Origin of the sequence: Buttiauxella sp. A111 (genome assembly GCF_014189855.1) — a bacterium.
Classification (GTDB): Bacteria; Pseudomonadota; Gammaproteobacteria; order Enterobacterales; family Enterobacteriaceae; genus Buttiauxella; species Buttiauxella selenatireducens.
Genome location: NZ_BJFN01000006.1, coordinates 292,931 through 314,906, shown reverse-complemented (window position 1 = coordinate 314,906; position 21,976 = coordinate 292,931). Strand labels below are relative to the sequence as shown.

Sequence of the window (21,976 nt, the reverse complement as noted above, 5' to 3'; positions counted from 1 at the left end):
TGCCACGAAACCCTCGAATCACAAGGACAAACGATGAAGAAAATCATAAAGAGCTCGGTATTATTACTTCTGATTAGCAATGGCGCTTTTGCTTCTGAATATCTGCTAAATAACAACAATATCTCTATCTCATTTGATGACACTAATTCTGCCGTCGTGATAAAGGACAAGCTCTCACAAAGTAAACTCGCCCCCAAAGAGTTGTTCTTTCTGACACTACCTAATGAAGATGTTATTCACGCCGCCGACTTTAAAATTAAAAATGTCAGCCAAAAAGATGACGCTATTCATATCGATTACGACCATAAAGATTTCGCGGTTACGGTGGTATTGAATGTCCTTAAAGGCAAGTACGCCAGCATCGACTACACGATAAAGGCGAAAGATAGAGCGCAGGATGTTGCGAAAATCACCTTCTTCCCAACGAAAGGACAATCGCAAGCCCCTTACGTTGATGGCGCAATTAATAGCTCACCGATTATTGCCGACAGTTTCTTTATTCTGCCGGAAAAACCTATCGTTAATACTTACGCGTATGAAACAACAACGAATCTGAACGTTGCGCTAAAAACCCCAATTAAAACCGACGCGCCGGTTACCTTTACAACTTATTTCGGTACCTTTGAAGCGACGAATCAGTTGCGCCGTAACTTCAACCAATTTATTAATGCGATGCGCCCGCGCCCATATCAGCCGTATCTGCATTACAACAGCTGGATGGATATTGGGTTCTTCACCACATATACCGAAAAAGATGTGCTCAATCGGATGGATAGCTACGCCGATGAGCTCATTAAAAAACGCGGCGTTAAACTTGATGGCTTCCTGCTGGATGACGGCTGGGATGACCGCACGGGCAAATGGCTATTTGGCCCGGCGTTCAGCAATGGCTTTGGTGTCGTGAAAGAAAAAGCCGACAGCCTGCATACTTCGGTGGGTTTATGGTTATCGCCATGGGGCGGCTATAACAAACCGCGCGATATTCGCGTTTCTCATGCCAAAGAAAATGGCTTTGAAACCGTTGACGGGAAACTGGCCCTCTCCGGCCCAAATTACTTCCGCAATTTTAACGAGCAGATCATTAAGTTAATCAAGAATGAACATATTACCTCGTTCAAACTTGATGGTATGGGGAATGCCAATAACTGGATTCAGGGCAGCCAGTTTGCGTCCGACTTTGATGCATCGATCGAGCTTATCAAGAACATGCGTGAGGCAAATAAAGATCTGTTTATTAACCTCACCACCGGTACTGACGCCAGCCCTTCCTGGCTATTTTACGCCGATTCCATCTGGCGCCAGGGCGATGATATTAATGTCTATGGTAAAGGCTTACCGGTTCAACAATGGATGACCTACCGCGATGCCGAAACTTATCGTTCTATCGTGCGTAAAGGTCCGCTGTTCCCGATAAACTCGCTGATGTACCACGGAATTGTTAGCGCCGAGCATGCCTATTTCGGGCTTGAGAAAGTACAAACCGACAGTGACTTTGCCGACCAGGTCTGGAGCTATTTTGCCACCGGGACTCAACTGCAAGAGCTGTACATCACGCCATCCATGTTGAATAGCGCCAAGTGGGACACGCTGGCAGATGCCGCGAAATGGTCACGCGCAAATAGCGCTGTGCTGGTTGATACTCACTGGATTGGCGGTGACCCAACTTTGCTTGAAGCGTATGGCTGGGCATCGTGGAGCAAAGATAAAGCTATCTTTGGTTTGCGTAACCCGTCTGACAAAGAACAAAGCTACTATCTGGATTTGACGAAGAGCTTTGAAATCCCTGATGGCGAAGCCACGCATTTCACACTGAAATCGGTCTACGGCAAGAATAGTACGCTGCCAGATGACTACAGCAAGCCGGTGATTGTCACCCTGAAGCCGCTGGAAACGCTGGTGATTGAGGCGACGCCGGTTACTGGCGAGAAATAATATTTTCATCATTGGTAGTTAAAACAAAAAACCCGCGAAAGCGGGTTTTTAATTTGAGGCAAGTTTGTCGATTTTTTTCTTATCTTCAGCTATCAACACTACGCCAAAACGAGCCGTATCAGGATGTTCACTCCAGATTTTTTCTTCTGGAATGCTCGAGCCATCGTAGATAACTTTCGTGCCATCATAGGGATAGAATCTGCCGGAATCGGTGTCCAGAACAAACACAGACAGTTCCTTTGATTCACGTGCAATCTTTTGCCACAAAGCCTTGCCGCCTTGATACTGCGTATTATCACTCATCAGAATGACCCCGCAGTTAATCACTAGCGCTTCATACAGCCGGGTGGCAAAACCCGCCTCCTGATAGCGCCTCTCCACACAGACCCCCTCAACCTGAAGCAGATCCGTTTCTTCCCAAAAACGCTCAACCGAAATGACATTATCGCCAATACTTTTTTGATTGGCTAACTCAAGCATTGCCACCGCGATATGACGCGCGACACCATCAATCTCTTCAATATCAGCTTTAACTATAGCGGCGCGCGGCGTCTGTTTATCAAAGATAACCAGAAACTTCTTCCCCGCCAGCGTGATTTCATCAACCACCTGAAAAGAGCGCTCAATCGCCGCAGGGCTATAAGATAATGGCATTACGATCATATTCGAGTCCCCACGCATTAACACCGGCATAATTTGCTCATCCTAAGCTAAAAACAGTTTGAGCAAATTAACATCACTTATTTTTAGTTTTCAAACAATACCGATACCCGTAACAACACAATGCGAGGCTTCTCGTAAAACGTTATTTCTCGCTGTTTTCTAACGCATATTTATACAGCGCATTCTTTTTCACACCATGAATTTCGGCGGCCAGTGCAGCGGCTTTCTTCAGCGGTAGTTCTGTTTGTAGCAAAGCAAGAGTACGCAGCGCATCGGCCGGCAGCGCATCATCGGTTGGCGCTTTAAAGCCTTCGACAATCAGGACCATTTCACCTTTGCGGCGGTTTTCGTCTTCTTTCACCCATGCCGCCAACTCACCAATCGGGGCGCCGTGAATCGATTCCCAGGTCTTCGTTAGCTCGCGAGCCAGCACCACATAGCGTGATTCACCAAGCACAGCGCAGATATCGTCTAAACTATCGAGCAGGCGATGCGTGGACTCATAGAAGATCAGCGTGCGAGGTTCTTGCTCAATGGCCTTAAGCGCATCGCGGCGGCCTTTCGATTTAGCAGGCAAGAAACCTTCGTAGCAGAAGCGATCGGAAGGTAAACCGGCAGCACTTAATGCCGCAATAGCAGCACAAGGGCCGGGCAGCGGCACGACGCGGATACCCGCTTCGCGGCATGTGCGCACCAGATGGTAACCAGGATCGTTAATTAATGGCGTTCCTGCATCAGAAACTAACGCAATGCTTTGCCCTTCCTGAAGCTTAGCCAGCAAGGTTTCTGATTTTTGTTGCTCGTTATGATCGTGCAATGCGAACAATCGCGCATTAATGGCGAAATGTTGCAGCAGTAATCCTGTATGGCGAGTATCTTCAGCGGCAATCAGGTCAACGCTTTGCAACACGGATAACGCCCGCTGTGTGATATCGCCGAGGTTACCGATGGGTGTCGGAACGATGTAGAGCGTGCTGGCAGAAATAGCCGCCGTTTCGAGTTGTTTCATTGTTTCATCCGTATTGCCGATTTAATATTGAACACTGAGATAAAAATTACACTGGATACAGAATGGTACCGTCTAAATTTATTCGTTCTAAAGCCGGGCGTTGTCTGCCTGTTGTGCTGGCCGCGCTATTTTTTGCCGGCTGTACTACTAAAGCACCAGACCAGTCGAATGCGCATATGCAGGGCGAAGCCACTGCTAATTCGGCGTATTACCTGCAACAAATGCAGCAAAGCACTGATGATAGCAAGACCACCTGGCAATTACTCGCCATTCATGCGCTGTTAAAAGAAGGCAAAACCCAGCAAGCCGTTGATCTCTACAATCAGCTACCGAAAGAGATGGACGAGACGCAACGCCGCGAACAGGCACTGCTGGCAGCCGAAGTGAAAGTCGTTCAGAAAGATTATGCCGATGCCAACGCGCGTCTGAGCAAAATCAATGTTGCTGCGCTTAACAAAAATCAGCAGGCGCGCTATTACCAGGCGGTTATCGACGCAAGCCAGAATCACCCGTCGATTGAACTGCTGCGCGCATACATCGCGCAAGAGCCAATGTTGACCGGCCCTGCGCATCAAAAAAATATTGATGGTACCTGGCAGGCGTTATCGCTGATGACGGCCGAGCAGATGAAGTCTCTGGTTATCAATGCCGACGAAAACACACTGCAAGGTTGGCTGGATCTGCAACGCGTCTGGAACGACAACCGTAACGATCCTGAAATGCTCAAAGCCGGTATTAAAGACTGGCAAACGCGCTATCCGCAGAATCCGGGTGCGAAAACACTGCCGACGCAGTTAAGCAATATGCAGAATTACAAACCCGCGTCGACTAACAAAATTGCCCTGCTGCTGCCATTAAGCGGCCAGGCCGCGGTTTTTGGTCGCACCATTCAGCAGGGTTTTGAAGCAGCGAAAAACATGGGTTCCGCACCGGTTTCACAAACGACGGCACCAGCGCAGCCAGCGGATGCCAATGCGCAACCTGGTGATACCACACAAGCAGCTCTGCCACAGCCAGTCGATCCCAACATGGTGGCAAGCCCGTCAGCCGCCTCGGTTGATGATTTAACCCAACAGCCTACGGAGACTCCTGTACAACCTGCTCCAGCGGCGCAACCTGCGCCACAAGTGCAGGCAGCGGCAGCAGCCCCGGCGAATCCATCCGCTGAAATCAAAGTCTACGATACCACCACGCAGCCACTGGCGCAGATACTGGCTCAAGCCCAGCAAGATGGTGCAACGATAGTCGTCGGCCCATTGCTTAAAAACAATGTTGACCAGTTAGCCACCACGACTTCGCCACTGAATATCCTGGCGTTGAACCAGCCGGAAAACGTACAGAACCGTGCCAATATCTGCTACTTCGCACTGTCGCCAGAAGATGAAGCCCGTGATGCAGCAGGCCATATCTGGCAACAGGGCCACCGTGCACCGCTGTTACTGGTGCCGCGTAGCACACTGGGCGATCGCGTGACCAAAGCCTTTGCCGATGAATGGCTGAAGCTGGGTGGCAGCACGGTGCTGCAACAAAAATTCGGTTCCATTGCCGAACTCAAACAAGGGATTAACAGCGGTTCAGGTATCGCGTTAAGCGGAACTCCGGTAACGCCAGCCTCCGCTCAACCAGCGGGTGTGACCATCGGCGGGCTGACTATCCCACCACCACCGACTGATGCACAAATTACCGCAGGTACGTCCGGTGGCGTAGACGCCGCTTATATTGTGGCAACGCCGGATGAAGTCGCTCTGATCAAACCGATGATCGCCATGCGTACCGGTAGCCGTAGCGCAGCACAGCTGTATGCCAGCTCGCGCAGCTCTCAGGGCGTGAACGGTCCAGATTTCCGTCTGGAAATGGACGGTTTGCAGTTCAGTGAAATCCCGATGCTTGCGGGCAACAATCCATCGTTGATGCAACAAGCGTTGGGGAGTGTGCATAACGACTACTCGCTGGCGCGTCTGTATGCGATGGGTGTGGATGCATGGTCACTGGCAAATCACTTCTCTCAAATCCGCCAGGTTCCTGGTTATCAGGTGAATGGCAACACCGGTACGCTGTCTGCAAATCCAGATTGCGTCATTAACAGGAAGTTAAATTGGCTGCAATTCAGTCGGGGTCAAATCGTTCCAGCCTCCTGACCCGTCAACAAGCTGGCGCGCACCACGAGTTGAGCGCGCGCCGCTTTCTTGAACGTAAAGGACTGCGCTTTATTGCTGCCAATGTTCATGCACGCGGTGGCGAAATCGACCTCATCATGCAACACGGTGCCGTTATCGTCTTTGTAGAAGTACGATACCGGCGCTCCGACCTCTTTGGTGGTGCTGCTGCCAGCGTCACGCGCCGCAAGCAACAAAAATTGTTACATGTCGCTCAGTATTGGCTAGCACGCACATCAGGAAGTTTTGATACTGTGGATTGCCGTTTCGATGTGTTAGCCTTCACCGGCAATGAAATAGAGTGGTTAACCAACGCGTTCACCGCAGATGTTTAAAGTAACCAGGTAAATAAACGTGCTCGAAAGAATCAAAGTCTGCTTCACGGAAAGTATTCAAACTCAGATTGCCGCCGCTGAAGCGTTGCCAGATGCTATCTCCCGTGCAGCAATGACACTGGTTCAGTCACTGCTCAATGGCAATAAAATTCTGTGCTGCGGCAACGGCACTTCTGCGGCTAACGCCCAGCATTTTGCTGCCAGCATGATCAACCGCTTTGAAACTGAGCGCCCGAGTTTACCTGCCATTGCACTTAATGCCGATAATGTGGTCTTAACCGCGATCGCAAACGATCGTTTACACGAAGAAGTGTACGCTAAACAAGTACGTGCGCTCGGCCATACCGGTGATGTTTTGCTCGCGATTTCGACCCGTGGTAACAGTCGTGATATTGTCAAAGCGGTAGAAGCTGCCGTGACACGTGACATGACTATCGTTGCATTAACTGGCTATGACGGCGGGGAATTGGCCGGCTTATTAGGGCCGCAGGATGTTGAAATCCGCATCCCTTCTCACCGCAGCGCACGCATTCAGGAAATGCATATGCTGACGGTAAACTGCCTGTGCGATCTGATTGATAATACGTTATTCCCACACCAGGACGTTTAAGGAGTACAAATGAAGGCATTAAAGCCACTTGCAGTCCTTTTTACTGCGTTACTTCTACAAGGTTGTGTTGCTGCCGCAGTAGTGGGTACCGCCGCTGTCGCCACTAAAACCGCGACAGATCCTCGCTCAGTCGGTACTCAGGTTGACGATGGTACTCTGGAATTGCGCGTAAGCAGCGCATTGTCTAAAGACGCACAAATCAAGAAAGACGCACGTATCAACGTCTCGGCTTATCAGGGAAAAGTCCTGCTTGTCGGCCAGGCACCAAATACTGAACTCGCTTCACGAGCCAAACAAATTGCGTTGGGCGTTGATGGCACCACCGAGGTGTACAACGAAATCCGTATCATGGCACCGATTGGCTTAGGTACGGCGTCGTCAGATACCTGGATTACCACCAAAGTACGCTCGCAATTGCTGGCAAGCGACCAGGTAAAATCGACCAGTGTGAAAGTCACTACCGAGAATAGCGAAGTCTTCTTACTGGGTCTGGTGACAGAACGGGAAGCTAAAGCAGCGGCAGATATTGCCAGCCGGGTCAGTGACGTAAAACATGTGACGACTGCGTTTACTATTCTGAAATAATTTTTCCCCTCACCCTAACCCTCTTCCCCAGGAGAGGGGACTTAGTCTCCTTCTCCTTCAGATGGCGTTCTTTTCTCCTTCCTCTTCAGGGAAAGGGGATCATCTGACTTCTTCTTCTTCCTCAGGGAAAGGGGATCATCTGACTTCTCCTTCTCCCTCAGGGAGAAGGTCGGGATGAGGGGGGACTCCCATCAAAACCGACTCAAGCAATCCATCGCCACGGCTTTAAACTCGTCAAAATCTTTACTGTCTCGCAGCCTCGGCATTGCCCTTTCGCGCAGGAAAGTGACAAACAAATCGTAAATCGCCATCGCCTCTTCATACTCGCTTTTGCTGATTGCCAGCAAGAAGATGACATGCGCCGTGTCATCGCCCCAATTGATACCCTGAGGTGCAAGCACGGTATAAACCACGGTTTTATTTGCCATCAGTCCCAATGAGTGCGGAAGCGCAATGCCTTCGCCCAGCACGGTGCTGACAATCGCCTCACGCTCCACCACCGACGGATAAAAGTCCTCACCGACAAACCCTTCTTGCTCAAGCTGTTGGCATAGCGTGCTGAACAACTCCTGCTGCGACATGGGCTCGTCAATGACGCGGAAATGGCTGGCATCAAAGAATTTTTCCAGCATATAGGGACGAGTACGATCCACCAGCACCAGTTTGCCTAACTGTTCGAGTTGATACTCGGTCGGGAACGGTGCCACCACCACGGTAGGCTTCGCTTTGTCTGTGACTCTGGCGGTGGAGATAACAAAATCTTCCTCAACGCTGTCGAGCTGTTCGTAGTCGCGCAGCGAAATAATACGTCTGACCTCTATCTGCGGATATTTACGCAGCAACATCGCCTGAATCATGCGCACCGTGGAATTCCCGGTATCGCAAACCAACAGCACACGCGGGTTACGTTGATAACCAATGTTGTAGTGGCGTTCCAGCCCGACACCGATATGCAGCACCAGGAAACCAATTTCGTTTTCACTGATGACAAAAGGCGTGTATTTGCCCCAACTCGACACCGCGGCAAGCGTCATGTCATACGCCATCGGATAGTGCTGCTTGATATTGTCCAGCAGAGGATTGGGGATGTTAATCTGATAACGCACGCGGGTTATCATGGTTTTAATATGCGTCAGTAAATCAGCATGTAACTGCTTATCTGTCAGCAGGTTGTAGTTATAGTTGTTGTTGATGAAACTCAGAATATAGTTCACCAGCGCTTCGTCATCGTCGGCGCTAATGGCACTCGGTGCCACTTCTTGTACCTGGCGTGAAGCGATGTGCACTTGCAACCATTGTTCTTCCGCTTCCGAAAGCGGTTTGCCAGCCAGCGTCTGTAACAGCCCAGTGATTTGCCGTGCGGCTTCACGTACGGCTTCGTCGACATTGTCGGCGCTGAAATCTGGCAGCGGGTAGCCTTCGCTGATACGTCGAACCGCGACAGCACAGTACAAGCGTATAAACTGTTCCCCTTCGTCAGTCAGGCGGATACGGCAGCGTGTGAAGCAACTATGCAGTTCAGCCGCCAGTTGCTCCGGCACGCCTGCATTAAGTGTTTCTTCGGTCAGCAGTGGGTTGTCACTGTCTTCCTGCGTCAGTTGCCAGAGCAGTTCGGTCAGGCAAGCGCGCACCGACATTTCGCTGCCAAACAACTTCATGCCGTGGCGCGGGCGCGTTTCAATGGTCAGATTGTAGCGAGCGAGCCACTCGCGCACTTCTGCCATGTCACTTTGCAACGTCGCGCGGCTAACAAACCACTCTTCTGCCAGATCTTCGAGTTTTAAAGAGAATGCGGAGGTGAGAAAGCGCACCACCAGATAATGCACCCGCTCAGGCGAGCTACGTGGGATACGCAATTGGCGCGAAGGCTGCTGTTGAAGCGCCTGGTAGAGCGCCTTATCGGTGATGTTGAGCTGGTAGCCTGCACCGCGATTCAGAACAAATTGCGCGCCGTGATCAGCCATTAATGCATTTAAAGCCGTGATATCCGTACGCACCGTGCGCGTAGAAACAGCTAAACGCCGCGCCAGTTCATCCTGGGGCAGCGTCTCGTTTTGTAGCATCTCAAACAACTGAGCCAGACGTTGGTTGGGGAATCTCACTGCCGTTTCCTTTCGTTAGTCGGGAGGGATTAGCACCCGTTACAGCCACTACTTTATCGGTTGCAGAACCATCTGTGACGGGTTTCCTACCGCACAGTAATCCTCAACAAAAGTCAGTTTTCCACCTGCCGGCGCCACACTAAAGCGAGTGATGTTGTCACTGCGCTGATTCATGACGTACAGATACGCTCCCGTAGGGTCGAGGGTTAACATCCTCGGATAATCACCGCGCGTCCAGACATTGTCTTGATGAACCAGCTTGCCGTTCTCTGCAACAGTAAAGTGCCCGATACTGTTATGCAGACGATTAGCGACATACAGCTGCTTTCCATCCAGGCTTAGCACCAGACCCGATGCGAAGTTAGTGCCTTTGAAGCCTTCGGGCAGAGTAGAAATACTTTCACCTTCCGTCAATGTCCCTTTGCTTGCATCCAGCTGATAGTGAGTCAGCGTAGAAGCCTCTTCATTGATTAACCATAAGCCATCACCTTTTGGCGTAAACACAAAATGGCGTGGCCCGGCACCTTTTGAGGAGGCGGCAATAAACGGAGGATCGTTAGGCGTCAGCTTCCCGCTTTCATCATCAAAGTCATATTGATAAATCCTGTCGAGGCCAAGATCGGTAGTAAAGACAAATTTCCCGCTGGGATCGGTACTGATCATATGGGCGTGTGGGCCACTATGCCCGCTTACGGCAAAACTGCCTTCTACGGCAGCTTCAGGTTTTTTCGCCCCCGCAGGGCCAGAATCTTGCTGGATATCAGTGGCGTCACCGAGACTACCATCCGCTTGCACCGGCAATATTGCAACGGAGCCACTGGTGTAATTAGCCACCAGCAGATAACGCTCGTCAGGCGTCAGAGACAGATAAACCGGCCCCGCACCACCTGATGAAACCTGGTTAAGCTTTTTCAGGCTCCCGTCGTCACCCACACGTAAAGCGGCAACAACGCCCTTTTCCACTTCACTGGCCGCATACAGCGTTTTGCCATCGCGAGCGATCGTCAGTTGCGCGGCATTTGGCCATTCGCAGACTAATGTTTTGTGGCTCAGCGCACCGGTTTTCGCATCAACCTGAAAGCGATAAATCCCTTCGCCATTGGGAGAGTAGGTTCCAACCCAGGCAAATTGAGGGTCTGCCATCCCTGGATTGTGTATTACAGACATTGGAGGTTCCTTTGAATAGTGGCTTAAAAGGTGGATGCCGTTGAGCGCATCCACCTTACGATCATTAAGCCGCTTTTGGGATTAGCCCACCAACTTCTTCGTCATTTCCAGTAGCGTACGCACATCTTCCGGACGGGTGTTACCGCTGGCTTTATCAATAATCGAGCTGTAAATATGCGGAATGATTTTGCTCACGCCCGCGTCCAGAGCAATCTTGAGGATCTCTTCGTAGTTGTCGAGATCGATGCCACCGGTCGGTTCGAGCCAGAAATCGTGTTTCGCACAAGCACGTGCAACCGCTTCAAACTCTTCACGGCACTCAAGCCCGCCCATCGGGAAGTATTTGATGGAGCTGCCACCCATATCTTTCAACATGCTAATCGCCGTTTCGACAGGTACAACCCCATCCGGTGCGCCAGAACTCAGCGGGCCTGTAGAGATTTTTACCCAGCCTACTCTTCCGGTTGGCGAAACCAGGCCGTTGACCACGCTTTCGCTTTGCCCAAGCAGTGTTCGCGATGTCGCCACGCCGGTAAACACCTGATTGACATGTTGCGGCTGCACCTGGCGGGAGATTTCACTGACCATGGCTGACTGGTTCGGGTCACCCGCACCCAGGCCCACAGAAAGGGCATTTTCAATCAACGCCGCATACTCGCGCATATCGGCTACGGCACTGGCAACGTCCGGGTAGTTTTTGGAAAGCACACCGACCAGCACATGACCTTCTGCCGCCTGATAAATCTCTTTCGCGTTCTCTTTCGAGCCCGCCAGCACGTTCAGGCAGACACGGTCACGATAAAAGTTCGGGGTCAATTTCATGCCTGTTTCTCCTTGCTGACCAATGCTTTAATGCAGTGATAGATAATCTCTAGCTGTTGTGGGCTCACGCTGCGCACATCGGCTTCAATAATCCCTTCGTTAGCCTTGTAGCCACGGAAGAAAATCGCGTATTCACCTTGTTTGAGCGCACTCACTAATTCCACCGTGCTGGTACCAATCACCGCTTCGTCGAACTTGATTTCAGTGCGGGCGATGTCGCGGCCAGCGGCATCCCACACCACGCGGGCGCTGATCCCATCAAGGGTATTGAGGTTATCGATAAACGGCGTCATTTTTTCCGACATTTGAGCACCCGTTTCTTTTGCTGCCGTCAAATAGTGCTCGATGGCGCACGTCAGACCAAGAATGCCTTCTTTGCCGACTTTCATGGCACGGCCAATGCCGTTGGTTTGCAACTTCACCCACTCGACATACTGCTCTTTGCCAATCACCAGGCCGCTGGTTGGCCCTTCAATCGCTTTACCACCGCTGTAAATCACCAGATCCGCACCGGCACGGTAGTAACATTGCAAATCTTCTTCCGCCGCCGCATCAACAATTAATGGCAGGTTATGTTTGCGCGCCACGACGGCTGCCTGCTCAACGCTGAGCATACTTTTCTGAACCGAGTGGTGCGATTTGATATACAAAATGGCGGCAGTGCGTGGGGAAATAGCCGCAGCCAGTTGATCGGCAGAGCATTCGTTGGCGTAACCGGCTTCAACCGGTTTACCGCCGCCGAGATAAACCATGGTGCTGACTGGCGCGCCGAAGTTCACGTTGTGGCCTTTTGGCAGCACAATTTCGTTGTTTTCAAGCGGTGTACCATGCAGATTTTCAATCAGCCAGGCGTTATCTTTGACTAACACCGCCGCCACAGATTGAGCGATACCCGCTGAGGCGCAAGACACCACGGTCGCCGCTTCAACATCGAGCAATTTTGCGATGTATTCCCCAGTTTTGTTCACCAGGTCTTTCATTTCAAAGTAATGATTCATGCCGGTGGCAACGGCTTCAACCACTTCAGCACGCGGAGTAGAAACGCCCAGCGCTGTCATGCGGCCAGATGCGTTAATGACTTGTTTTAAATTGTATTTTTCATAGATGGAAGGCATGTTCTTCTTTTCCTTGTTCGGTAGCAAACCACTTCCCGGCACGAACCGCAGCGAGTGCAACCAGTAACTGTTCGCCCTGGAGAGTCTGACTTTCTGAGTCGGTAAATACCGTCGGCTGGCGGCGTAAGGCAAAAATAGTTAAGTCGCCATCCAGACCCACAGACAAACGCCCTTTGTTTGCAAGGCGCAGGTCTTCGGCGGCATGAGCGGTAACACAATCAATAACTTGCGGAACAGACATGCCAATAGAAAGGAATTTAGACATCACCATCCCGAGGCTATGCACCGGGCCGTTAATGCGGTTGCGACAATAAATATCGGAGCTGATGGTGTGCGGCAAAATGCCTTTGCTGATAGCGATTTTCGCCACCTCAAAGCTAAAGCTTGCCGTGCCGTGACCCACATCGAGGCGCACACCCCGCGCAATCGCTTTAGAAATCGAAGCCCGCAGTTCACCCGCAGGTGTCAGGATGCGGTTGGGCTTGCCGTTATAGCAGTGGGTAATAATGTCTCCACTCGTCAGTAAATCGGCAATTTCATCGAGATCAGGCGGGTTATTACCAATGTGAACCATCAACGGCAAATCGCCATTTTCACGCTGGATTTCTTTCGCTCGCTCCAGCGGTTTAATGCCGTTGGCACCGACGACGCTACTGCTCATGCGCGCTTTGATACCGACGATAAAACCCGGGTGCCGTTGCACGGCATCGCGCACGGCAACTTTGTCGATATTCGCCATATCCGACAGTTCGTTTTGCGCAATAAGCCCCACGCGGGAGATGTTCAGCAATGCATAAACGTCCGTCGCGGCTTTGCGCGTCAGCGCGTAAAACTCGTCAATATCGTCAGCACCGGTACTTCCGGCGTCAATAACTGTCGTCACCCCTGTATGAATGCCGATGCTATCGGGTTCATCATGATAAATAGGGGATTTTTGGTAGCAGTGAACGTGAGAATCAATCCAGCCCGCGCTGACGTAGAACTCGCCGTTCAGTTGCCGCTCTTCATGTGCATCGCCGATAACCTCGCCCAGTGCGGCAATTTTGCCGCCCTTGAGCGCGATGTCGATAACCGTATCGTCCACCAGGCGAGCCTGGCGCAGGATCAAGTCGAACATGGTTTTCTCCTGTCTATAAAGCGATCGGGAAGAATGCCCCAAGGATCATCGCACCCAGAATTGCGCCACCCGTAATCGGTTTGTTCCACAGGTAAAACAGCAGCGAACCAATCAGGGAGCCAATACCAATCGGGATAGAAGCGGTCATCGCGCTCAGGATGATCAACGGCCCAAGGAAGCGACCGGAAGCGTTACCCGCGCCCATCATCACGTCAGCGCCGTACGTCGAATCGCTCTGGTTGATAGTGAATTTACGCGCCAGAATGATCAGGTAGCCAATGGCCAGGCCAATCACCAACCCCGTCGCCAGCGATGCTGCGAAGTTCGCTACCGGGAAAATAATACCTGCACCCAGCAGTAACGCCGGAACACCCAGCCCGACACCGGTTTGAATCGCACCGCCGATATCCAGGATCCCGACCAGTGAACCTTCGATGATACGGGCGAACAGGAAGCTTGCGCCGAACGCTGCCACCGCGCCGTAAACACCGGTGTCGATGCCCGCTTTCAGCATGGCCACGAAGGCCACTTCGTTAAATGCGCCGATGCCGTACAGGTAGTACATGTGCGTTCCGGCGAACACGCCGGATGAAAGCAGGCCAACGAAGATCGGGAACGACCAGTCGGCATACCAAAAACCTTTATTTTGTTCCATGTCGAGGCTCCTGTTATTTGCCGCTGAGCGAGCTGTGGATCAGATCGAGCCAGTTCGGCACGGTCAGATGGAAGGATTCAATCATCTTCATATCGAAGCCACGGAAGAATCCGCTCAGCACAAACAGCGCCACAATCGCAGCCATCATCACTTTGGTGACGTGGTTCCAACCGCTCTCTTCCACGCCTTTACCAATCAGGATACCCAGTACCAGGCCCGGAACGGCGTTGCCCATAATCAATTGCGCGCAGCCACCGAAAATCGTGGCCCAGAAGCCTGATTTCTTACCTGCATCAATCGCCGCCAGCCAGAAAATAACCGGCATCACGGTGTTAACCAGCAAGTTAGCCGCAGGAACAAGGACTTTTACCGCCGTGACCTGTAATGCTGCTGGAACGGCAGAAGCGGTGGAGTTAAGGAAAGCGACCACAATCATGCCGATGAGGCCGCACGCGATTGCCATTTTTTTCGGGTCATGCAGGGTTTCAGCGACGTTGCGGTTTTTCACCATCAACGCGGCAGCACCCCAGTTTGGGATAATGCGATGGTCAACGTCCTGAGTAAAAGCACCCGCCGCAACTGAAGATGCCCAGGCGTTGAAGAAGAAGCCTAATCCGAATGAGAAGTGTGAAGCGGGATCTCCTTCGCAGGAGTTAAGTTCACCTAATGTACGAAAAGCACCCATACCTTGAGTGGTTGGCGCGTGAAACATACGTGCAGCCCCGGCGCCAACACCTACGCCGACGAGCCCCCCGATTATGAGTGATTTTATTAGTATTATTAAGAACATCAGTCTGTCCTTCTTCCTTCTTACATTGATATGTATGCCCTAAATCATTTGAGTTGCAGGAAGGCGACAAGCTCGTTTATCCCCGGGAGCTTACTTAAGTAAGTGACTGGGGTAAGCGAGTGCAGACAACGCACCTGCGGCTCGAAGGATGACGGGCTAGGATGTAATAAAGTCCACTTTGTCCATATTGATGGCGGTAACATTGACGCTAACATCCAACTCCACGCTGAACATTTGCTTTTCGCGCTTGAGAAAGAAGAACAAAAATGCCTCTTTCTTTACCTGGACTCGCGCCTGAATGACCTGCACATCCTGTGGCTCAATACGCAGTAAAATATGGGGAGACGATTTCATAACCGAGCCCTGAACATGATTCAGGGCGTCAGCAAAGGCTTTGGCTTTAGTATCGCCACGCCCTTTCACTCTCACCGTTTCTGAGAAGTGTTCTTTCATACTCACTTACCGTGCTTCTTGGCCCAGGCCAGAACCAGGCGCTCGCCCAACTCTTCTTTATCCATAAAGCCGAAGCCCAGTACATTGTTGCCTTCATTGATTGCGGTAACGCCTTCTTCCACTGAACGCATGCCGTACTTGGCTTTGTAGCCGTGTTTGGTCTGCGCGGTAATGGCACCCGCACCACCGCTACCGCAGAATGAAATACCAAAGGTGGCATTTTCTGCTTTCATCACGTCGCCCAGTTTCATATCAGCGGCAACACCAGGAATAACCACTGCCCGGCCACCCGCTTTTTCAATCCCTGCAGCCACTTTCTGGCCTTTACCCAGGCGGTCGCCAATTACTACGGTAATTTGTTCCATTGTTATCTCCTGATTATTCAAAGATTGTCTTTCGCGACTTCAAAATGCACTGACAACAACCACGCTTCTTCAACCGGTAAATTGCCAAACTGTCCCACCACTGCTTTCGCCATATCCAGCGAGTCAGCAGAGATTTCCTCAAACAGACTCTCTTCAACTTCTGGCAACGGTTCGCCGGTCAGTGACCGATGCGCCATGGCACGAACATGGGAAGTCAGCATCTGTTCTTGCACCGCATTGGGCGTGATGTTTCTGTTGTTGAGCAGCGTATAGATAAACGCCAGCACCCGTTCTGTAAGCTGTGTAACCTCGGTACTCCCGGCTTCATTAACCATTACCGCTCCGCTATTCACACTACGTACCTCTTCGCTATTAGGCTTTTAAGGTATCGGGAGGTGTTAAAGCTTTGTAGCGAGTTGTTTTCCACTTCGAAGTGGAAATCGTGGCTTCAATAGTGATATGTCTCACAAAAAGTGGCCGATTCATGATAAATCGCCAGTTTAATGTGATAACACTCACGGATTAATGAGGAAATACTCATCAGTCACAGTGATATTTTTTGAGCAAAATTGTGATGTGAGGGCTGTTTTTGAGAAAATATTGGAAAGACTTATAACAGGTGGATGGTGAGAAAAGGGATCAGCGCGGTTCGCAATGCGACATTGCTGTAAAGGGTTAAATGAGAATCAATTCTTGAATATCAGGCAAGCAAAGGATGATTAAATAACCAGTCCGACTTTAACTGCCCAAATAAACGACAATAATAATCGTTTTGTCTATTTCATCGACTAATTATTTTAGTTAATTAATCATACCACACTAAAACTAATGTTTTTCAAAACGGTTATTAACTGGAAAAATCAGAACACTTTAATTAAATAATTATCAGGAAACACGACTCCAATTGTGTAAATAATTGATTCCACTTATTGTCGCGTAATTAATTAAGATGCATTCAATACTTGTAAGAAAAACGGTTTCATAATTCGTCATAAAACCTCTTATAAACACACGCACCACAAAGCAATAAAAACATTTAAAATCAATTAATTAAATCAAAAACACCATTAAATAATTTTGTGGCTTTTTATAGCGTTTCTTTTGAAGACATAGATGCTAATAGATAAAAATTCACTCTGTTTTTATATGTGCAATTTAATGATTACACTTAGTGGTCATTAATAATAATCACCCCATCTCACCCACTTTGCCAGAAATGATATATTAGCGGGCAACGAGTTGTATGGAAAATAGGCAGACTGCATCATTGGATGCTTGCTCCTGTTCGTCTTCATATAACCAGATAATGAATTTGCCGTTACCAATATCATGGGAATGGATCCCCAGATAATTAGTACGATAATAATAGGCTCCGAGATAATAAAACGTATGAAATATATTTATAAAGCGGTATCCCGCGAAGGACTAGGTTTATTTATTGTCGCCTCGCTGTGTACCACTGCACGTGCCGAAACGATCAATGACTCGCACAGGGTTGCAGACCTGCCTTCAGACCCCACAGCCTTATATATCGGTAACGGCGGAACCGGCTCTCTCACCATTAAACAAAACGAGTCAGTCGTTTCAGGACAAGATCCCGCCTTTGATACGGGTTCAGTCCTGGGTTATGGCCGTGGTGATAAAGGGACGCTGACTATTGATGGTGGCACCTGGTACGACAGCGTCACCACCTCAAACGACCCGTCTGGCCGTGGCACCACGGCAGTGGGCGGCGGGGGCGATGGCACGCTGGATATTAAGAACGGCGGCGAAGCGTACGCCATGTTTATTAATATCGGGCAAAACAACGGTAGCAATGGCGTCGTTAACGTCGACGGTGCCGATTCACACTTATTTGTTAATGCGGATCAAAGCTCGGGAATCACCGTCGGAACTAACGGCACCGGGGCGCTTAACATCAGCAACGCAGGCAAAGTGACTTCTACATCAGCCTCTTATGTTGGCGATAGCCACGGGGCCAGCGGTACAGTAAACGTCAGTGGCAACGATTCAAACTGGACGATTACTGATGGTCCATTACATGTGGGTCGCCACGGCTCAGGCGTTATGAACATTACCTCAGGCGGCACAGTCAACAGCGCCGGCGGCGGAATTGCAACTGAAGACGGGTCTGTCGGCCACGCTCTTGTCAGTGGGACGGGCTCAACATGGGATATTGGGTCAAACCGCACCCTCACCATCGGCTATACCTCTAAAGATTCCAACATCGCTTCAAGTACGGGAACCCTGACGGTTGCCGATGGGGGCCGTGTGGTGGCAGGAAAAGCCATTAATGTCGCGGGTGACGCCAGTACGATTTATATCGGCGCGAAAGACGGGGAGCCTGCAGCTGCACCGGGAATTCTGGAAACGGCCAAAGTTAACTTACTGAACGACACGACTGCCCTGGTCTTTAACCACTCTGACACGTCGGGAAATTACCTTTTCTCCCCCATCGTGACGGGCCAGGGTTCAGTGACAAACTTAAATGGCACCACCGTGCTGACTGGCGCAAACATCTACACCGGTGGAACGACCATCAGCGGTGGCACCTTGCAACTTGGCGATGGTAGTACTGCGGGCTCACTCGTGGGCGATATTACCAATAACAGCGCGTTTGTTATCAACAACCCAGCGGAAACCACTCTCGGTGGCGTTATTTCCGGTACGGGCACGCTCACTCAGCAAGGCGCGGGCACCACAGCTTTACAATCCGCTAATAGCTACACTGGCGAAACGGTGGTCAACGCAGGCACATTGCGTACCGACATCGTTGACAGTATTGCCAGCAGTAAAGCGGTGAACATCAATGGCGGTGTATTTGACCTGAACGGGAATAACCAGTGGGTGAACCGACTGGGTGGGACCGGTGGTGAAGTCCAACTTAACGGTGCAACGCTGACCGCTAATAATGCAACGGCCGCAGATGATTCCAGCTATGACGGCGATATTATCGATGGCACAGCCAAAGGTAGCCTGACCAAGGCTGGCGACGGTTCTCTGACGCTGACCGGCAAAACAGCCTGGACGGGCGACACCCATATCGACGGCGGTGAGTTAGTGCTGGATGGCACAAACGGCGGCGCACAACTGGTCAGTAATATCATTGGCAAAGACAACACGACGTTGTCTCTGCAAAACGGTGCAAACCTGACTGGCTGGATTGACCCAACGGATGTGAACATCGATAAAACCAGTTCCTGGAACATGACGGCGGATTCCCTGACCGGTGACGTTAACCTCGCCGGGACCATCCGTTATGCAGCGCCGTCCACATTGCCAATGACCAGCGGTCACACGCTGACCGTTAATAACTGGAATGGCCAGGACGGGACATTGCAGATGAACACGGTTCTGGGTGATGACACTTCGGTAACCGATAAGCTCGTGGTCAACGGCAATACCAGCGGCAACACCTTCATGCAGATCAACAATGCCGGTGGTGGCGGAGCCAGCACCGTTGAAGGGATCCGCGTTGTGGAAGTGAACGGTCAGTCAGACGGTACTTTCACTAAATCAGGGCGTATTGTTGCTGGCGCTTATGATTACAGCCTGGTGAAAAAAGGGTCCGACTGGTTCCTGACAAGCCTGGATACAACGGAGCCACCAACGCCACCTGACATCATTGTACCGCCAGAGCCTCCGGTAGGTCCTGTCGACCCGGAAGATCCGGAAACTCCACCAACGCCAGAACCTAACCCTGAACCGGATAATCAAGGCAAACCGACCGTTCGCCCTGAATCTGCCAGTTATACCGCCAACCTCGCGGCAGCCAATACCATGTTTGTTACCCGACTGCATGACCGTCTGGGTGAAACACAGTATACCGACGCGCTTACCGGCAAGAAGAAAGTCACCAGCCTGTGGTTACGTCAGGTGGGTGGGCATAACCGCTGGAAAGATAGCAGCGGACAGATCAGCACCCAAAGCAATCGCTATGTCGTGCAACTGGGTGGCGATCTCGCACAGTGGAGCAACGACGGTCTGCAACGCTGGCATCTGGGGGCAATGGCCGGTTACGGTAACAACCGCAGTAATAGCCACTCCAATATCACCGGATATCACTCTGAAGGTTCGGTGGATGGTTACAGCGCGGGTCTTTACGCCACATGGTATGAAAATGACGAAACACATCAGGGCACTTACCTGGACAGCTGGGCACAATACGGCTGGTTTAACAACCATGTGAAAGGTCAGAACATCCAGGGCGAGTCCTATAAATCAAGCGGTGTAACCGCCTCGTTGGAACTAGGCTACACCCACAAACTGGGTGAGTTTATTGGTAGCCAGGGTTCTACGAATGAATGGTTTATCCAGCCTCAGGCACAGGCAATCTGGATGGGTGTCAAGGCAGACGACCAACGTGAAAGCAACGGAACCCGTGTCAGCGGTGGAGGTGACGGTAATATCCAGACTCGTCTGGGTGTGCGTACCTACCTGAAAGGACACAGCAAAATTGATGACGGTAAAAACCGCATCTTCCAGCCTTTCGTAGAAGCTAACTGGATCCACAACACCAATGACTTTGGCACACGGATGGACGGTGCCAGTGTTTATCAAAGCGGTGCGCGCAATATCGGGGAAATCAAAACTGGTGTTGAGGGCCAGTTGAATCCACATCTGAATCTGTGGGGCAACGTGGGTGTTCAGGTGGGCGATAAAGGTTACAGCGATTCGTCCGCTATGGTTGGGGTGAAGTACAGCTTCTGACCGAAGTAAGCGGCATCCAAATGCTGTAAGCAACCTGAAAAAACGAGCGAGGGATACCTCGCTCGTTTTTCTTTATTTCACCAGACCCATACTCTGTGGCAACGCCATGGAGATAGCCGGTAAATACGTCACCAGCATCAGAACCACCGCAATCACCGCGAAGAATGGCAACAGCGGTTTGATCACCCGCTCAATCTTAATATCCCCCACTTTACAGCCGGTAAATAAGATTGGCCCCACCGGCGGCGTAATCGTGCCGAGTGACAAGTTAAACACCATCATGATGCCAAACTGCACCGGGTCCATACCGAACTGCATGCAGATTGGCAGGAAGATTGGGGTGAAAATTAACACCGCAGGCGTTGGGTCCATAAAGGTCCCTACCAGCAGCAATACCACATTCATTATGAGCAGAATGACTATAAAGCTATCGGTTGCAGAAAGTAAACCGGAGGCAATCAGTGCCGGGATTTTAGTAAATGCCATCACCCACGACATAATAGACGACGCAGCCAGCATGAAAATAACGATAGCGGTCATTTTCGCCGTCGCGAGGAATATCTGCGGCAAATCTTCTACTTTAATATTGCGATAAATAATGCCCAGCACCAGGGAATAAACCACCGCAATGGCTGAGGCTTCCGTTGCGGTAAATACGCCACCGAGAATACCGCCGATAACCACGACAATCATCATCAGGCTTGGTACGGCATCAAACAGAATACGAAGCGTCTGGCCTTTATTCGCCGAGCGATCCGCAACATAACCACGGCGTTTAGCAATAAAGCCCGCCACCAACATCACGCCTAAACCCCACAGGATACCTGGGATATAACCGGCCATAAACAGCGCGGAAATAGAAACACTGCCCGCCACCGTTGCATAAACAATCAGTGAGTTGCTCGGTGGAATAAGCATTCCCGTTGGCGCAGAGGCAATGTTAACCGCGGCACTAAACGCAGGATCGTACTGCTCTTTTTTCTGAATGGGCGACATGATGCCGCCGACGGCTGCCGCAGATGCCACGCCTGATCCACTGATGGAACCAAATAGCATGTTGGCGACCACGTTGGTCTGCGCTAATGGGCCCGGCAGGAAATTACTGATCATTTTTGCGCAGTTAATTAAACGAATGGCTATCCCGCCATTGTTCATTAAATTACCGGCCAGAATAAAGAAGGGGATGGCTAATAATGCAAAGGAGTCCAGGCCAACAAACACACGCTGCGCGGATGTGAGAATGGCACCATCGAAAGGTAAAATAAGACACATCGCAGCAAAGGATGAAATCCCAATACTGATACTAATTGGCGTTCCCGCCATCAGCAAAATAAACACGCCGCAAAACATTACCAGAGCAACAATAATGGCTATATCCATGTCGACACCT

General features: G+C 50.8%; 19 protein-coding genes. 6 read left to right on the top strand and 13 right to left on the bottom strand.

Features of this window, described 5'->3' with window-relative positions; translation table 11 throughout:
- Nucleotides 1–33: 33 nt before the first annotated feature.
- Nucleotides 34–1,932 (top strand): enterotoxin, encoded by a 1,899-nt coding sequence (locus BSPA111_RS18600; RefSeq protein WP_183272625.1) that lies wholly within the window; start codon nt 34–36, stop codon nt 1,930–1,932.
- Nucleotides 1,933–1,980: 48 nt separating this feature from the next.
- Here BSPA111_RS18600 and BSPA111_RS18595 read toward each other — a convergent pair whose 3' ends face one another.
- Together BSPA111_RS18595 and rsmI are read right to left on the bottom strand one after the other, a co-directional pair.
- A complete protein-coding gene (locus tag BSPA111_RS18595; protein WP_183272624.1) occupies nt 1,981–2,625 on the bottom strand; it encodes a hypothetical protein in 645 nt (214 codons plus the stop codon).
- Nucleotides 2,626–2,737: 112 nt separating this feature from the next.
- Entirely contained in the window at nt 2,738–3,604 is an 867-nt protein-coding gene (rsmI, locus tag BSPA111_RS18590; RefSeq protein ID WP_183272623.1) for a 16S rRNA (cytidine(1402)-2'-O)-methyltransferase, read from the bottom strand.
- Nucleotides 3,605–3,666: 62 nt separating this feature from the next.
- Between rsmI and BSPA111_RS18585 the strand changes: the two genes are divergently transcribed.
- Genes BSPA111_RS18585 through dolP form a run of 4 tightly spaced genes read left to right on the top strand, consistent with a single transcriptional unit; the run spans nt 3,667 to nt 7,290 of the window.
- Nucleotides 3,667–5,742, top strand: coding sequence for a penicillin-binding protein activator (locus BSPA111_RS18585; RefSeq protein WP_183272622.1), 2,076 nt, complete (start codon nt 3,667–3,669; stop codon nt 5,740–5,742).
- On the top strand, nt 5,700–6,095 hold the full coding sequence (locus BSPA111_RS18580; RefSeq protein ID WP_183272621.1) for a YraN family protein: 396 nt from the start codon (nt 5,700–5,702) through the stop codon (nt 6,093–6,095). Before BSPA111_RS18585 ends, BSPA111_RS18580 begins: the two co-directional genes overlap by 43 nt.
- 19 nt (nt 6,096–6,114) lie before the next feature.
- Entirely contained in the window at nt 6,115–6,705 is a 591-nt protein-coding gene (diaA, locus tag BSPA111_RS18575) for a DnaA initiator-associating protein DiaA (protein ID WP_183272620.1), read from the top strand.
- A 9-nt stretch (nt 6,706–6,714) separates the two neighbouring features.
- A complete protein-coding gene (gene dolP / locus BSPA111_RS18570; protein ID WP_183272619.1) occupies nt 6,715–7,290 on the top strand; it encodes a division/outer membrane stress-associated lipid-binding lipoprotein in 576 nt (191 codons plus the stop codon).
- 191 nt (nt 7,291–7,481) lie between these two features.
- Here the strand turns inward: dolP and BSPA111_RS18565 are convergent, their stop codons facing one another.
- The 10 genes from BSPA111_RS18565 to BSPA111_RS18520 all read right to left on the bottom strand — a co-directional run bounded on the left by BSPA111_RS18565 (nt 7,482) and on the right by BSPA111_RS18520 (nt 16,211).
- Complete coding sequence (locus tag BSPA111_RS18565) at nt 7,482–9,392, bottom strand: transcription antiterminator (protein WP_183272618.1); 1,911 nt, start codon at nt 9,390–9,392, stop codon at nt 7,482–7,484.
- 48 nt (nt 9,393–9,440) lie between these two features.
- Nucleotides 9,441–10,559 (bottom strand): lactonase family protein, encoded by a 1,119-nt coding sequence (locus tag BSPA111_RS18560; RefSeq protein ID WP_183272617.1) that lies wholly within the window; start codon nt 10,557–10,559, stop codon nt 9,441–9,443.
- An 81-nt stretch (nt 10,560–10,640) separates the two neighbouring features.
- The gene (locus tag BSPA111_RS18555; protein ID WP_183272616.1) at nt 10,641–11,381 is read right to left on the bottom strand and encodes a KDGP aldolase family protein; all 741 of its coding nucleotides are present in this window, start codon (nt 11,379–11,381) and stop codon (nt 10,641–10,643) included.
- Entirely contained in the window at nt 11,378–12,496 is a 1,119-nt protein-coding gene (locus BSPA111_RS18550; RefSeq protein ID WP_183272615.1) for a DgaE family pyridoxal phosphate-dependent ammonia lyase, read from the bottom strand. Before BSPA111_RS18550 ends, BSPA111_RS18555 begins: the two co-directional genes overlap by 4 nt.
- Nucleotides 12,480–13,613 (bottom strand): amidohydrolase/deacetylase family metallohydrolase, encoded by a 1,134-nt coding sequence (locus BSPA111_RS18545; RefSeq protein WP_183272614.1) that lies wholly within the window; start codon nt 13,611–13,613, stop codon nt 12,480–12,482. Before BSPA111_RS18545 ends, BSPA111_RS18550 begins: the two co-directional genes overlap by 17 nt.
- Before the next feature lie 13 nt (nt 13,614–13,626).
- Entirely contained in the window at nt 13,627–14,268 is a 642-nt protein-coding gene (locus tag BSPA111_RS18540; protein WP_183272613.1) for a DUF4310 family protein, read from the bottom strand.
- Between the two features lie 13 nt (nt 14,269–14,281).
- Nucleotides 14,282–15,058 (bottom strand): DUF4311 domain-containing protein, encoded by a 777-nt coding sequence (locus BSPA111_RS18535; RefSeq protein ID WP_183272612.1) that lies wholly within the window; start codon nt 15,056–15,058, stop codon nt 14,282–14,284.
- 156 nt (nt 15,059–15,214) lie between these two features.
- Complete coding sequence (locus tag BSPA111_RS18530; RefSeq protein WP_183272611.1) at nt 15,215–15,511, bottom strand: DUF4312 family protein; 297 nt, start codon at nt 15,509–15,511, stop codon at nt 15,215–15,217.
- A gap of 2 nt (nt 15,512–15,513) precedes the next feature.
- Complete coding sequence (locus BSPA111_RS18525) at nt 15,514–15,876, bottom strand: SFCGS family glycine-rich protein (protein ID WP_183272610.1); 363 nt, start codon at nt 15,874–15,876, stop codon at nt 15,514–15,516.
- A 17-nt stretch (nt 15,877–15,893) separates the two neighbouring features.
- The gene (locus BSPA111_RS18520) at nt 15,894–16,211 is read right to left on the bottom strand and encodes a glycine dehydrogenase (protein ID WP_183272609.1); all 318 of its coding nucleotides are present in this window, start codon (nt 16,209–16,211) and stop codon (nt 15,894–15,896) included.
- 1,054 nt (nt 16,212–17,265) lie between these two features.
- On the opposite strand from BSPA111_RS18520, the gene BSPA111_RS18515 reads away from it, so the two are divergent.
- On the top strand, nt 17,266–20,586 hold the full coding sequence (locus BSPA111_RS18515) for an autotransporter outer membrane beta-barrel domain-containing protein (RefSeq protein WP_183272608.1): 3,321 nt from the start codon (nt 17,266–17,268) through the stop codon (nt 20,584–20,586).
- A 72-nt stretch (nt 20,587–20,658) separates the two neighbouring features.
- Here the strand turns inward: BSPA111_RS18515 and BSPA111_RS18510 are convergent, their stop codons facing one another.
- Nucleotides 20,659–21,966 carry a TRAP transporter large permease gene (locus BSPA111_RS18510; RefSeq protein ID WP_183272607.1) on the bottom strand — a complete coding sequence of 436 codons (1,308 nt, stop codon included), beginning with the start codon at nt 21,964–21,966 and terminating at the stop codon, nt 20,659–20,661.
- Between the last annotated feature and the right edge of the window lie 10 nt (nt 21,967–21,976).

Bases quoted from the DNA above. Each gene is read 5' to 3' on its own strand.
- BSPA111_RS18600 (WP_183272625.1), top strand. From the start codon at position 34: ATGAAGAAAATCATAAAGAGCTCGGTATTATTACTTCTGATTAGCAAT.
- BSPA111_RS18595 (WP_183272624.1), bottom strand. From the start codon at position 2,625: ATGCCGGTGTTAATGCGTGGGGACTCGAATATGATCGTAATGCCATTA.
- rsmI (WP_183272623.1), bottom strand. From the start codon at position 3,604: ATGAAACAACTCGAAACGGCGGCTATTTCTGCCAGCACGCTCTACATC.
- BSPA111_RS18585 (WP_183272622.1), top strand. From the start codon at position 3,667: ATGGTACCGTCTAAATTTATTCGTTCTAAAGCCGGGCGTTGTCTGCCT.
- dolP (WP_183272619.1), top strand. From the start codon at position 6,715: ATGAAGGCATTAAAGCCACTTGCAGTCCTTTTTACTGCGTTACTTCTA.
- BSPA111_RS18560 (WP_183272617.1), bottom strand. From the start codon at position 10,559: ATGTCTGTAATACACAATCCAGGGATGGCAGACCCTCAATTTGCCTGG.
- BSPA111_RS18555 (WP_183272616.1), bottom strand. From the start codon at position 11,381: ATGAAATTGACCCCGAACTTTTATCGTGACCGTGTCTGCCTGAACGTG.
- BSPA111_RS18550 (WP_183272615.1), bottom strand. From the start codon at position 12,496: ATGCCTTCCATCTATGAAAAATACAATTTAAAACAAGTCATTAACGCA.
- BSPA111_RS18545 (WP_183272614.1), bottom strand. From the start codon at position 13,613: ATGTTCGACTTGATCCTGCGCCAGGCTCGCCTGGTGGACGATACGGTT.
- BSPA111_RS18540 (WP_183272613.1), bottom strand. From the start codon at position 14,268: ATGGAACAAAATAAAGGTTTTTGGTATGCCGACTGGTCGTTCCCGATC.
- BSPA111_RS18535 (WP_183272612.1), bottom strand. From the start codon at position 15,058: ATGTTCTTAATAATACTAATAAAATCACTCATAATCGGGGGGCTCGTC.
- BSPA111_RS18530 (WP_183272611.1), bottom strand. From the start codon at position 15,511: ATGAAAGAACACTTCTCAGAAACGGTGAGAGTGAAAGGGCGTGGCGAT.
- BSPA111_RS18525 (WP_183272610.1), bottom strand. From the start codon at position 15,876: ATGGAACAAATTACCGTAGTAATTGGCGACCGCCTGGGTAAAGGCCAG.
- BSPA111_RS18520 (WP_183272609.1), bottom strand. From the start codon at position 16,211: ATGGTTAATGAAGCCGGGAGTACCGAGGTTACACAGCTTACAGAACGG.
- BSPA111_RS18515 (WP_183272608.1), top strand. From the start codon at position 17,266: ATGAAATATATTTATAAAGCGGTATCCCGCGAAGGACTAGGTTTATTT.
- BSPA111_RS18510 (WP_183272607.1), bottom strand. From the start codon at position 21,966: ATGGATATAGCCATTATTGTTGCTCTGGTAATGTTTTGCGGCGTGTTT.